This is a genomic window from Micromonospora sp. NPDC049101, from assembly GCF_040648675.1.
GTDB lineage: Bacteria > Actinomycetota > Actinomycetes > Mycobacteriales > Micromonosporaceae > Micromonospora.
Window position 1 is genome coordinate 1 of record NZ_JBEZED010000053.1, and the last position, 12,756, is coordinate 12,756.

Sequence of the window (12,756 nt, forward strand, 5' to 3'; positions counted from 1 at the left end):
CATGGAGGTCTCCAGCCACGCGCTGGCCATGGGCCGGGTGGGCGGTGTCCGGTTCGCCGTCGGGGGCTACACCAATCGTAACGCCGAGCCCGCCCGGCTCGTGTTGGCGCTGCGATCAGCCCGCGCTCACCGGATCGGCGTGCCGGTGACGCAGGTCAGCACCCGACGTTGACCACGCGTGGCGCTCGATGTGGTGGTGGCGAAACCGTGGGACTCGAGCAGCAGTTGGGTCGCGGTGAGGTTCGCGGTGGCGTGCGCGGCGGTGGGTCGCTCGCCGAACACGTGCAGCCGACCTCCCGGTGCCAGCAGGCTCCGCATTCGAGCGATCTGCTGCGTCGCGTCGCCCAACCAGAAGAGGCTGACGTTCACCGCGAAGATCGTGGTGAAGTGACTGGCCGGGAGGTCGACCGACTCGAACCCGGCACATCGGATCTCGGCCCTGCCGGCGCTGATGTGGCTCAGGTTGCGTTGGGTCGCGAGCCGCACCATCGTCGCGGCCCGGTCGATGGCGACGATCCGGCCGGTCGTGAGTCGGCTGGCGACCATGAAAACGGCTGCGCCCCGACCGCAGCCGATCTCCAGCACCTGGTCGTCGGGTGCGACAGCCATGGTGTCCACCGCCCAGCGCTGCCGATGGGCGGCCGTCGCCCGAGCCGGCTCACCAGTCGCGGGGGTGGTGCCCGCGCCGGAGGAGCCCGGATCGCGGCTCGAGAGAGTGGACCTCACAACGTCACTCGCCGGCGCCAGTTCTGCTCACACATCTGATTCCACTATCTCAGCGGATTCGGTGCACCGTGTCCTCGGTCACCGCGTCCACCGACAGGCGCGAAAGCTCCCGCACCGGTGTGAGGCCGAAGCTGAGGTGTTGTGGAACGACCGCCCCAGATTGCGTGGCTATTGCACCCCATTCATCGCGCACTTTCGGGGCTAATGAACGGTGTCGCCCCGGTCGCTGTGAGGGCTGTTACTTTGTCGAACGTTCCAGAAAAGGCTAGCGTTCAGCCTCGCGAAGCCCTGCGGACCGTCCGGCGAGACTCCACGCCTCCGGCGCTCCCCGTGGACCTTCGGCCCCGCCGCGCGCAGCGGTTTACCAGTCGAGTGAATGTGAGACGAGATGTCTGGACGGTTGGATTCGAAGGTGCTTGTCGTCACCGGCGGCACGCAGGGCATGGGCCTGGCGTTCGCACAGCGGGCAGCCACGGAGGGGGCCCGTGTCGTCATCGGCGCCCGGGACAGGGACCGGGGCGAGGAGGTGGCCGCGCAGATCCGCGACACGGGCGGTAGTGCCCTGTTCGTGCGGACCGACGTGACGGTCGAGGAGGAGATGGCGCGGCTCGTCGAGACCGCGGTGTCCGAGTTCGGCCGGCTGGACGGCGCGTTCAACAACGCCGGCGGCGGCCCGATGGCCAGTGTCCGCGAAACCGACAGTGACGCCTGGCATCGCTCCGTCGCCCTCAACCTGACAAGTGTCTTCTACGGCCTCAAGCACGAGATTCCAGCGATCATCGCCTCCGGCGGTGGCGCGATCGTCAACAACGCCTCCGTCTCCGGCGTCAAGGGCGACGCGACGCAGGTCGCCTACAACGCGTCCAAGCACGGGGTCATCGGCCTGACCCGTTCGGCGGCACTCGACGTGGCCCGCTCCGGTGTGCGGGTCAACGCCCTGGTCACCGGCCTGATCGACACCCCGCTCTGGCAGGGCGTCGTCAGCCAGGCCCCGGCAGCGGCGGAGCGCTACCTGGCGCTGCAGCCGACCGGACGGGCCGGCACCTCCGACGAGGTCGCCGCACTCACCACGTTCCTGCTCAGCGACGAGGCCACCTTCATCAGCGGCGCGTCCATCGCCATCGACGGTGCCTTCACCGCCTGAGGCACTGAGCGTTCCCGAGGCGCGCGGGGCGGCGCCGACAGCAGCTCCTCCCGCGCGCCTCGACGATCACCTGATCAGCTGGCTGGCTGGCGCGGATCCGACCACGGCGAGCCCGGGCGGCCGATCGGCGGGCGCGGCGGAGGTCGCTCCTCGCTGCCCCGGACGACAGCCGTCGTGGCGGCCGAGACGGCGGTGGCGTCGGCGTAGCCGTCCCGGCTGGCCGTCACCGCCACGGTGAGCCGCTTCCAGAGCAGCGCTTCGGAGATCTGGAACGTCGCACCTGTCGCACCTGTGATCGGGACGCCGTCGGCCGACCACTGGTACCGGAAGGTGGTCGTCGAGGGCGTCCACGAGCCCGGTGCCGCGGTGACGGTCCCGCCGATCACGGCCGCCCCGGTGACCGTCGGCGGGTTGACCGCCCGGATCGCCAGGGGCGGATTGATGGTGAAGGCGTCGGCCAGGACCACCGGCTTGCCGGAGTCGTACGCGTACAGCGTCAGGGTGGCCGTGCCGGCTGGCGCGAAGCCGAGATTCACCTCGACGGTCATCGACGTGCCGTCCGACGAGACAGTCCGCACCGTGGCGGTCAGCGGCTCCCCGCCGGCGGGGGTCACCTGGACCCGGTCCTTCGGGTTCAGCCCGGTGCCGCTGACGGTGATCGTCCGAACGGCGCCCGGCGGCACAACGGCCGGCGCCACCGACGTGACAGTCGCCGACTCGATCTGGAAGCTGTACTGCGTTAACCCGGAGCGGGCGCCGCTGGCCGTGACACTGCGGACGGTCAGGTAGAACCAGCCGACGTCCTGCGGGGTCCAGGTCAGTGTCGCGGTGCCGTCGGACCGGGCGGGGAGCGTGGCGTACGGCCCGAAGTTGACCGAGTACTCGTAGGCCGTCGTGCCCGGCAGGCGCGGCGCGAAGGCGAAGGTGCCCGGGGCCAGCCGGCCGGTGCCGGTCGTCGGGAAATCGGTCGAAGTGACCCGAGGTCCGTCCAGCACCGACCAGGACGTGCCGCCCTCGGTGGTCTGCACCCCGTCGGCGTTACGGGCGAAGACCTTGACGTAGGTGTAGCCGCCCTTGGTCGGCGTGTAGGTGAAGGTGGCGCTGCCGTCGGCGGCCGGCCGGACGACCTGCCTGGTGGCCTCGTCGGCGTTCAGCGTCGCCACGTACTCGGTGACGTTCGCCATCTGGGTGCGGGCCGTGAAGGTGGCGGTCGTTCCCACGTCGGTGCCACCGGTGCGGGTCACCGTCGGCGACGCTCCGTCGACCGAGATGTGGTTCCAGCGGGGCACCGACAGGGTGCCGTCGGCGCTGCGGCTCTGGATGCGCAGACCGTCGACGCTTGTGTCCTTGGCGACCCAGGTGAGGTCGGCGGTGCCGTCCGCCCGCGCCGGAATGGTGATCTTCTCGATCGGCGGTGGGAACAGCCCACCATGTTCGACCCAGTAGACGTAGGCCTGCACCTGCGGCGCCCGGGGCGCGAGGTGGAAGCTGAGCGACGAGCCGATCGTGACACCCCGGTCGACGTCGCCGGTGAGCCTCGGGCCGTCGTCCACGGTGAACTGGTAGGCGCGGGGCGCGTGCGCCTTGCCGTCCCGGGTGACGCTGTGGACGTAGAGGGTCTGCTGCCCGGCACGGGTTGGCGCGATCATCGCCGTCGCCGTTCCGTCGGCCGCCGCCGGCACCGTCCCCGACGGGCCACCCCCGTCGATCCGCCACGCCAGCGACGCGGTGTCGGCGACGCTGGAGCGCAACTCGAACGCGCCGGCCACCCCGATGTTGTAGTCCAGGTTCGGCGTTCCCTCCGGGTACGCGGAGGAGAAGATCGACGGACGGGTCTCCCTGACGTAGAACTCGTAGCGTATCGGCTCGGAGTAGTTGCCGGCCCGGTCGATCGCATAGACCGAGACGGAGTGATAGCCCGCCGCGCGAGGCGTCCACTCGACAGTCGCCGGGCCGCCGAGCCCATCGGCGTCCACCGTGCCCGCGGGGAGCTGCTCGCTCAGTTCGCCGGTGTAGAACTCGTAGCGGTAGCTGACGGTGTCGGCGCTGGCCGAGGTCAGCGTGAACGTGCCGGGCACACCGATCGCGCCGCTGGCGTTGTCCCACCAACCCGCCGGGTACACGGCGGAGGCGACGGTCGGCGCGGGGCCGCCGGTGCGGTCGACCGTGAAGTAGCACGTGCCGCTCCACGACGTCGCCATGGCACCGTCGAGAACGCGCACCCGCCAGGCGTACGTGACGCCGTCGAGCTGCCGCGAATCGTCCTCGAGTTGGATGGCGACCTCGTCGAGGCCCGAGAACAGACCAGTGAGCCACTGTTGCGGCTGCTCCGGGTGGGTGATGTCCCAGACCTGGAAGTCGGCCTGCAACTCGGCACCCTCGTCCGCGCCGGAGAGGGTGCCCTTGAGCACCACGGCGTTGGCGTCGTTGAGTCTGACCGGGCTCAGGTACGGCCCCGGCGCGGCGGTGGCGCAGGGCTGGTCCGCGGTCTGGAGGGCGGTCGGCGCCGACAGGGCCGCGGCGGCCGGACTGGCCGCGAGGCCCACCACCGCCGCGGAGGCGAGCGCCGATGCCGCGATCACCGCCGTGATCCGGCGACGAGCAGGTGAAGGTGTACGCATTGGTCTCCCCGTGCTGAATCGGGCGGTGGTCATCCGGTGGGTCAGGCCGCCGGTTGGCGCGGATCCGACCACGGCGAGCCCGGGCGGCCGATCGGCGGGCGCGGCGGAGGTCGCTCCTCGCTGCCCCGGACGACAGCCGTCGTGGCGGCCGAGACGGCGGTGGCGTCGGCGTAGCCGTCCCGGCTGGCCGTCACCGCCACGGTGAGCCGCTTCCAGAGCAGCGCTTCGGAGATCTGGAACGTCGCACCTGTCGCACCTGTGATCGGGACGCCGTCGGCCGACCACTGGTACCGGAAGGTGGTCGTCGAGGGCGTCCACGAGCCCGGTGCCGCGGTGACGGTCCCGCCGATCACGGCCGCCCCGGTGACCGTCGGCGGGTTGACCGCCCGGATCGCCAGGGGCGGGTTGATGGTGAAGGCCCTGACCTGCGGCCGGCCGGAGTCGTACGCGTACAGCGTCAGGCTGGCCGTGCCGGCTGCCGCGAGGCTGAGATCAACCTCGACGGACATGGACGAGCCTTCCGACTCGACGGTCTTCACCGTGGCGGTGAGCGGCTCTCCGCCGGCGGGAGTCACCTGGACCCGGTCCTTCGGGTGCAGCCCGCTGCCGCGGAGGGTGATCGTCCGAACGGCACCCGGCTCCACGACGGCCGGCGTCACGTAGTCAACCACCGCCGACTCGACCCCGAAGCTGTACGTCGTGCCCAGGGAATAGCCGCCGCTGGCCGTGACGCTGCGAACGGTCAGGTAATACCAACCGACGTCCGGCGGTGTCCACGCCAGTGTCGCGGTGCCGTCGGCCCGGGCGGCGAGCGGGGCGTACGACCCGAAGTTGATCGCATACTCGTAGGCGATCGTGCCCGGCAGTCGCGGCGTGATGCTGAAGGTGCCCGGCATCACCCGGCCTCTGCCGGTCTTCGGGAAATCGGTCGAGCTGATCCGAGGTCCGTCCAGCATCCACCAGTACGTGCGAGCCTCCTCGGTCTGCACCCCGTCGGCGTTGCGGGCGACGACGCTGACGGAGGTGTAGCCGGCCGTGGTCGGCGTGTAGGTGAAGGTGGCGCTGCCGTCGGCGGCTGGCCTGACGATCTGCTTCGTGGCCGTGTCGCCGTTCAGCGTCGTCTCGAACTCGGTGACGTTCGCCATCCGGGTGCGGGCCGTGATGGTGACCGGCTTGCCCAGGTCGGTGTCGCCGGGTTGGTTCATCGTCGGCGCCGCACCGTCGATCTGGATGGGGGCGTAGCGCGACTCGGACAGGGTGCCGTCGGCGCTACGGCTCTGGATGCGCAGTCCTCTGATCTCGATCAACTCGTGAGCGGTCCAGGTGAGGTCGGCGGTGCCGTCCGCCCGGGCCGGGATGGTGATCTTCTCGATCGTTGGTGGCTCCGGGCCCCTGAGTTCGTTCCAGTAGACGTAGGCCCGCACCTGCGGCGACCGGGGCGTGAGGTGGAGGGTGAGCGACGAGCCGATGACGACCCGGCTGCCGGCGCTGGTGAACGTCGGGCCGTTGTCGACAAAGAACTCGTAGGCGCGTGGAGGGTGCGCCGTGCCGTCGCGGGTGACGCTGTGGACGTAGAGGGTCTGCATGCCGGCACGGGTGGGCGCGATCATCGCCGTCGCCGTTCTGTCGGCCGCCGCCGGCACAGTCCCCGACGGGCCACCCGCGTCGATCCGCCAAGCGAACGAGACCGTGTCGGCGACGGTGGAGTGCAGCTCGAACGCCCCGGGCACCCCGACGTTGTAGTCCAGGTTGCTGGGCCAGGTCCCTTCCGGGTACGCCGACGAGAAGATCGCCGGCCGGGTCTCTCGGACGAGGAACTCGTAGCCGGTCTGTTCGGAGCGGTTGCCCGCCCGGTCGACGGCGGACACCGAGACCCGGTGGAAGCCCGCCGTCTTGGGCGCCCACTCGATCGTCGCCGGTCCACCGAGCCCGTCGGCGGCCACCAGGGCCGCTGGGGCCTGGTCGCTCAGCTCGATCTCATAGAACTGGTACTCGTAACTGACGGTGTCGGAGTTGGCCGAGGTCAGCGTGAACGTGCCAGGCACACCGATCGCGCCGCTGACGTTGTCCCCTCCCGACGGGTAATGGACGGAGGCGACGCCCGGTGCCGAGCCGCCATCGCGGTCGATGGTGTAGTGGCACGTGCTGCTCCACGGCGACGCGTCGGCACCGTCGAGGACGCGCACCCGCCAGGCGTACGTGACGCCGTCGAGTTGCTGAGTGTTGTCGGCGATCTGGACGTGGAGCTCGTTGCTGTCCGCGCCCATCTCGACGAGCCACTGCTGCCGATGCTCCGGGTCGGCGACATCCCACACCTGGAAGTCCGCCCGCAGTCCGCCCTGGCCAGTACGGTGGAACTTGCCCTCCAGCGTGGCGCCCGTGGCCCAATCCCACGCTCTCGGATTCAGGTATGGCCCCGGGGCGGTGGCGGCACACGGCTTTCCGGAGCTGGTGAGGTCGGTCGGGGCGACATCCGCGGCGGCGGCCGTGGAGGGGTTGAGCCCCACCGCCGAGCCGCACGCGAGGGCCACGGCGACGCCCAGTGCCGCGATTCGACGGTGAATACGCGAAGCGGTACGCAAACCCTGCCTCCACTATGGGCCCGACCATGATCAGCCGGCACAGGATCGCACGTCGGGTCAAGTCCCGGTGACCCGTGCCGTCCCCGCAATTCCGCCGAGCCCGGTGCGGGGATCAGCGCCCCCGCACCGGGCCCTGCCGACTCCGCGACGGTCAGCCCCGATCCCCGTCGTCAGAGCCAGACCACGATCCCGGTCAGGTCGTTGAGGACGGCCGCCACGCCCGCCCGGATGGCCGCCGCGCAGCGCTCGGCGGTGAACGACGTCGGGTCGTACGTCGAGGACATGCCGAGCCCTTCCCCGCGGAACGACGCGCCTTCCCAGTCGACAGATGTGACGTTGTGGGTGGGCTCGGCCAGTTCGGCGCCCACCACGAGGAACTTCTCGTCCAGGTGGTTCGGGGTGACCAGGGCGAGGGGGTCGATGAGGTCGCCGCCGGCGCTGACGATGAGATCCGGGTTCATCTCCATGGCCTTGGCGATGCTGGGCACGGCATCGTGGGCGTTGCCGACGGTGATCGTCCGGAGATCCGCGTGCTCGTCGTCGGCCCACTCCCGCACCGCCGTCACGAGAGCCTTGGTCGGGTCGTCGGCACCGGCGGTGAGCAGGACGACCCGGTAGTCCTTCGGCGGGTGGACCCCGGCCCACGAGCCGGGTCGCGGCGTGATCGTCGCCTCCGGGGCGGGTGTGGTGGAGGGGTCGACGAATCCGGGCCCGAGCGTCCCCACGGCGCTGGGTGCGGGGTGCGGCTGTGACCAGTCGTCGCCGGAGTCGCAGGCGGTGACAAGCGCGGCGGTCGCGGCCAGCATGGCAACGACCCGAAGCGGGGGGCGCACAGGTGGTCGTCCTTTCGAGGGGTGGCGGCAGCCTCGTATTCCTATCTCAATTCCCTGCGCCGTTTATCCGGGGCCGGTCGTTCGGGGCCGTTGTTATCCGGCGGTTCGTCGGCGGTCGGGCTGGTGTTCACCCGCGCCATGCAACGTGCACTGGCCAACCGAGGGAGTCGCATGCTGGGGCGCGTCCGCCGTACCGTTATCGTCACCGCTGTCGGGATCGCCGCGGCGGTGATCCCGTTTCTGGGCGCCGGAACGGCCTCCGCACACGGATTCTCGTCGACCGTGTACGCGGAAATAACTGCCGGAGACGAGGGTCACATTCGCACGGCGGTGGACCTCGAATACGACCTTCTCGTCGTGTCGGCCGCGGATTCGGGTCACGATGACCCGCTCTTTCGGGCGGGCACGGCCGCCTTCGACGCGGGCGACAGCGGCGCCCAGGCCGCGGCACTGAGGAGCCACTCGTCGACCGTCCTCGGGTATGTCTCGGACCGGTTCTCGGTGACCGCGCGGGACACGGTCTGTCAGCCGACCCAGGTGGGTGACGCGACGATCGGCGAGCGTGAGGGCGTGCCGTACGCGAGTCTGCTGCTCGACTGGACCTGCCCCGAGCGGGTCGACGAGCACGAGGTGCGCAGCGCGCTGTTCCCGGACGACGAGGGTTACGTCAAGGGCACCAAGACGATCGTCACCTACGAGATCGACGGCCGTTCCGGCAGCGCGGCGCTGGACGCCGCCAATCCCACCTTCTCGACCGGCCAGGCCTGGTACCAGCGGTTCGGGGAGTTCTTCCTGCTGGGCGCCGAACACCTGCTGTCCGGGATCGACCACATCCTGTTCCTGCTGGCGCTCATCGCCGGATCGCGGCGCCTGCGGGAGATCGTGCTCGCGGCCACCAGCTTCACCCTGGCGCACTCGGTGACGTTCATGCTCGCGGCTCTCGGCCTGGTCGAGGTGCCGGGGTCGATCGTGGAGCCGGTCATCGCGTTGTCCATCGCCGTCGTCGCGGGCTGGCACCTGTGGGGCATCTGGCGGCGCGGCGAGCACGCGACAGACCTGGAGGCGACGGCCGGGCACGGCCACCTCAGCCTGGACCGGGCCGGCTGGATCCGACTGGGTGTGGTGTTCTGCTTCGGCCTCGTGCACGGCCTGGGCTTCGCGGGCGCGCTGGGCATCGACGAGGCGTGGTCGTGGACCCTGCTGTGGTCGCTGTTGGTGTTCAACATTGGCATCGAGGTCGTTCAGTTGACGATTATCGCGCTGGTCTTCCCGCTCCTGCTCGTCCTTCGTCGCCGCGCGCCGAAAGTCGGTATCTGGGCGACCGGCGTTGTTTCCGCAGCCGTGTCCGTCATGGGGCTGATCTGGTTTGTGCAGCGCGTTTCCGGGTCCTGAGTAAGGCTAAGTAGTTCGCGAAGTGCAGGCTTTCGCAAGATCACGTTCATGGTCGGTTCACCAGGCGGCGAAAGCGTGGATTTGCTTCCCCGGCGTCGGGTGAAGTCACCATCCATTTCTCTATTTGAAAAGGGAACAATGTCGATGACATTGAGCACCTCGACACGGGCCTCCGGGCCTGTGCGGCGGCGCCTGGTCGCCGGGGTCGCAGCCGGGTTCCTCGGTTTGGGCGCGGCCCTCGGCAGCGGCCTGACGGCCACTGCCAGCGCGGCCGAGTCCACCACGATCACCGGTGTGGTCCTCGGCGTCGGCGCCAACGAGACCCAGCGGATCGTGAGCTGGTACTCGTCCGCCGACACCGCGCAGAAGATCCAGCTCGCCCCGACCGCCGAGATCGTCAACGGCGAGTTTCCGGCCGGCGCGGTCAGCTTCGACGCCGTCGGCGCGGCGAACACCTCCACCACCGGCTTCAACCGGCACGCCACGATCAGCAACCTGCGGGAGAACACCGCGTACTCGTACCGGGTCGGCGCCGAGGGCAGCTGGTCCCCGGCGTACGCCTTCAAGACGCAGGACTTCGAGGGCGACTACGACTTCCTGTTCTTCGGTGACCCGCAGATCGGCTCCTCCGGTGACCGGCTGAAGGACCAGGCCGGCTGGGAGGAGACCCTGAAGGTCGCCACCGGGGCCAACCCGAACGCCGAGCTGTTGGTCTCCGCCGGTGACCACGTGGAGAGCGCCAACGACGAGGGTCAGTGGACCTCGTTCCTGGCCCCCGAGCAGCTGCGTCAGATCCCGCTCGTGGCCACCATCGGTAACCACGACGTCGGCGGCAAGTCCTACGAGCAGCACCACTTCACCCCGAACACCGACCGCTCGGCGCAGTACTACAACGGCGACCAGGCGACCCGGTCCGGCGGCGACTACTGGTTCATCCACAAGGACGTGCTGTTCATCGACCTGAACAGCAACAGCTACGCCAACCCGGCGGACGGCTCCGCCGGCGGCGACGCGGCGCACGTCGCGTACGTCACCGACGTGATCAAGAAGCACGGCTCCGAGGCCAAGTGGAAGGTGCTGGTCTACCACCACTCCATCTACTCGCCGGCCAGCCACGCGACCGACACCGACAACAAGCAGCGGCGGGAGGACTTCACCACGGCGTTCTCCAACCTCGGCGTGGACATGGTGCTCCAGGGCCACGACCACAGCTACACCCGCAGCTACTCGATCAAGAACGGCCAGAAGGAGAACCCGGCCGAGCAGCCCGGCGCCGCCGACGTGTTCCCCGGCCCGGGTGGCGTCATCTACGTGACGGCGAACTCGGCGTCCGGCTCGAAGTACTACGACATCAAGAAGCCGGACGACAGTGGCACCGGCATCCGTGGCAACGGCCCGGACCCGCTGGACCCGGGCAAGTACTGGTACAACTCGGTGCAGAACCAGGAGCACGTCCGCAGCTACGTCAAGGTGCAGGTGCGCGGCGACAAGCTGGTCCTGGCCAACGTCCGCAGCGGCACCTGCGCGGCCCCGAACGCGGCCGTCGAGAAGGGCCTCTCCTGCGTCAACACCCCGGAGGGTCAGCCGGTCGGCTCGATCGTCGACAAGGTCACGGTGCACCCGTACCACGGTGACGGTCAGGCCATCCAGGTCAACGTGCCGAACGCGGCCCCGGGTGAGTTCGGCTGGACGATCGACGGCTACAACGGCCTGGTCGACCTGGGCACCGCCCAGGAGCGCGACGGCACCTTCTTCGAGGCGGCCGGCAAGATCAACCCGATCCTCGTGTCGGACAGCCGCCGTTCGCTCGCCCCATGGTCGATCTCGGCCAACGTCGGCGACTTCTCCGACGCCGACAAGAAGTTCTCCGGCTCCTACCTGGGCTGGAACCCGTACGTGCTCGACGGCGGCGCGGGCGCCGAGGCCGGTGCTCCGGTCCTGTCGTCCTTCGACGACCAGGGCAAGGGCCTCTCGGTCTCCAGCGCCCTCGCCGCAGCCGCGCAGGGTCACCCGCGCGGCGGCGCCCGCCTCGGTGCCGACCTGGATCTGAAGATCCCGGACAGCATCGCGAAGGGCAGCTACCGCACCACGCTCACGATCACCGCGCTGAGCAGCTGACCGAACTGTTCCATCGGGCGGGGTAGGCACCTTCGGGGGCCTGCCCCGCCACCCATGTGCCGCCCTCCCAAGATCACCTCAAGGATCCGACATGTACCCGTCCGTCACGCGCTGGAAGAAGCTTGCTCGTACCACCGCGCTGTCCCTGCTCGCTGCCGTCGCGACAGTCGGCGTCGGTGCCGGCCCCGCCCTGGCGGCGGACGGCGACGTCGCCTGGACGGTCCGCACGGCCTCCAACGGCTACGGCGAGGCTCGGTCCAGTTACAGCTACAACGTCAATCCCGGTGGTTCCGTCGAGGACGCCATGGTCGTCGCCAACCGCGGCAAGGCGCCGCTGACCCTGTCCGTGTACGCCGCCGACGGCTTCACGACCGACGCGGGTCAGCTCGACCTGCTCACCAGGGACGCCAGGTCCGTCGCGATCGGTGCCTGGGCGAAGCCGAAGGCCGGCAGCGTCGTGATCCAGCCCGGGAAGACCGCGCAGGTCCCCTTCACGGTCAGTGTCCCGGACAACGCCACCCCCGGTGACTACGTCGGCGGGATCCTCACCACGCTCACCCAGGCCGACCAGGCCGAAGGCATCAACGTCGACAGGCGCCTCGGCATCCGGATCAAGCTGCGGGTCGGCGGCGAGCTGAAGCCGAACCTCGCGATCGAGGGCGTGCACGTGACGTACGGGGGCCCGGCCAACCCGTTCGGCAAGGGCGACGCCACCGTCACCTACAAGATCCACAACGTCGGCAACGCCGCGCTCTCCGGGCAGCAGGCGGTCTCGGTCTCCGGGCCGTTCGGCGTGCTGCGGGTCCGGGCGAAGGACATCGCCGCGCCGCCGGAGCTGCTCCCGGGTGAGAGCTGGGACGTGACAGTGCCCATCGCCGGTGTCGCCCCCGCCGTCTCGCTTGCCGCGACCGTGACCCTCACGCCGCTGCTCACCGACGCCTCCGGCTCGACCACCTCGCTCAAGCCGGTCCAGGTCACCGCGCACGGCTGGGCCCTGCCGTGGCTGCTGGTGCTGGTGCTCGTAGTGCTGATCGCCGTGCTCGTCGGGGCGTACCTGTACCGGCGTCGCAACCGGACGCAGCGCAAGGTGCGCGAGGACGCCCGCGTACGCGAGGCCGTCGCGCAGGCCCTGCGTGGCCCGAAGCCGCAAACCCCCTGAGCGCGATCTTGCACTTACTGCCCCGGCCTAGCAGCGCGTTGCACGCGTATCGGCGACCGAAACTGCAAGATCGCGGCGGTCGCACCAGGGCCTGTTTCACAAGGACTGGCCGGCCTGCGGCGGGCCCGGACGACGACCGGCGGCGTTGCGGTTTCGTCCGGATACGACACCGGTATCCGGA

The 12,756-nt window shown here is 70.0% G+C and carries 8 protein-coding genes; 4 read left to right on the forward strand and 4 right to left on the reverse strand.

The window, feature by feature from the left end:
- Positions 1–126 precede the first annotated feature (126 nt).
- Positions 127–726: a class I SAM-dependent methyltransferase gene (locus AB0B57_RS36520; protein WP_357080950.1), complete on the reverse strand. Its 600-nt coding sequence runs from the start codon at positions 724–726 to the stop codon at positions 127–129.
- A gap of 388 nt (positions 727–1,114) precedes the next feature.
- Here AB0B57_RS36520 and AB0B57_RS36525 point away from each other — a divergent pair, with 388 nt between their 5' ends.
- Positions 1,115–1,870 carry an SDR family NAD(P)-dependent oxidoreductase gene (locus AB0B57_RS36525; RefSeq protein ID WP_357080953.1) on the forward strand — a complete coding sequence of 252 codons (756 nt, stop codon included), beginning with the start codon at positions 1,115–1,117 and terminating at the stop codon, positions 1,868–1,870.
- A gap of 74 nt (positions 1,871–1,944) precedes the next feature.
- On the opposite strand, the gene AB0B57_RS36530 is transcribed toward AB0B57_RS36525, so the two are convergent.
- From AB0B57_RS36530 to AB0B57_RS36540, 3 genes are all read right to left on the reverse strand, one after another.
- The gene (locus AB0B57_RS36530; protein WP_357080956.1) at positions 1,945–4,491 is read right to left on the reverse strand and encodes a hypothetical protein; all 2,547 of its coding nucleotides are present in this window, start codon (positions 4,489–4,491) and stop codon (positions 1,945–1,947) included.
- 41 nt (positions 4,492–4,532) lie between these two features.
- On the reverse strand, positions 4,533–7,022 hold the full coding sequence (locus tag AB0B57_RS36535) for a hypothetical protein (protein ID WP_357080958.1): 2,490 nt from the start codon (positions 7,020–7,022) through the stop codon (positions 4,533–4,535).
- A 221-nt stretch (positions 7,023–7,243) separates the two neighbouring features.
- On the reverse strand, positions 7,244–7,879 hold the full coding sequence (locus AB0B57_RS36540; protein ID WP_357080961.1) for a hypothetical protein: 636 nt from the start codon (positions 7,877–7,879) through the stop codon (positions 7,244–7,246).
- Positions 7,880–7,927: 48 nt separating this feature from the next.
- Here AB0B57_RS36540 and AB0B57_RS36545 point away from each other — a divergent pair, with 48 nt between their 5' ends.
- From AB0B57_RS36545 to AB0B57_RS36555, 3 genes are all read left to right on the forward strand, one after another.
- The gene (locus AB0B57_RS36545) at positions 7,928–9,298 is read left to right on the forward strand and encodes a HupE/UreJ family protein (protein ID WP_357080964.1); all 1,371 of its coding nucleotides are present in this window, start codon (positions 7,928–7,930) and stop codon (positions 9,296–9,298) included.
- Between the two features lie 144 nt (positions 9,299–9,442).
- Positions 9,443–11,416 carry an FN3 domain-containing metallophosphoesterase family protein gene (locus AB0B57_RS36550; protein WP_357080968.1) on the forward strand — a complete coding sequence of 658 codons (1,974 nt, stop codon included), beginning with the start codon at positions 9,443–9,445 and terminating at the stop codon, positions 11,414–11,416.
- A 91-nt stretch (positions 11,417–11,507) separates the two neighbouring features.
- Entirely contained in the window at positions 11,508–12,575 is a 1,068-nt protein-coding gene (locus tag AB0B57_RS36555) for a DUF916 domain-containing protein (protein ID WP_357080971.1), read from the forward strand.
- Positions 12,576–12,756 lie beyond the last annotated feature (181 nt).

Excerpts from the sequence above, each read along its gene's own strand:
- AB0B57_RS36525 (WP_357080953.1), top strand. The coding sequence starts at position 1,115 with ATGTCTGGACGGTTGGATTCGAAGGTGCTTGTCGTCACCGGCGGCACG.
- AB0B57_RS36530 (WP_357080956.1), bottom strand. The coding sequence starts at position 4,491 with ATGCGTACACCTTCACCTGCTCGTCGCCGGATCACGGCGGTGATCGCG.
- AB0B57_RS36540 (WP_357080961.1), bottom strand. The coding sequence starts at position 7,879 with ATGCTGGCCGCGACCGCCGCGCTTGTCACCGCCTGCGACTCCGGCGAC.
- AB0B57_RS36550 (WP_357080968.1), top strand. The coding sequence starts at position 9,443 with ATGACATTGAGCACCTCGACACGGGCCTCCGGGCCTGTGCGGCGGCGC.
- AB0B57_RS36555 (WP_357080971.1), top strand. The coding sequence starts at position 11,508 with ATGTACCCGTCCGTCACGCGCTGGAAGAAGCTTGCTCGTACCACCGCG.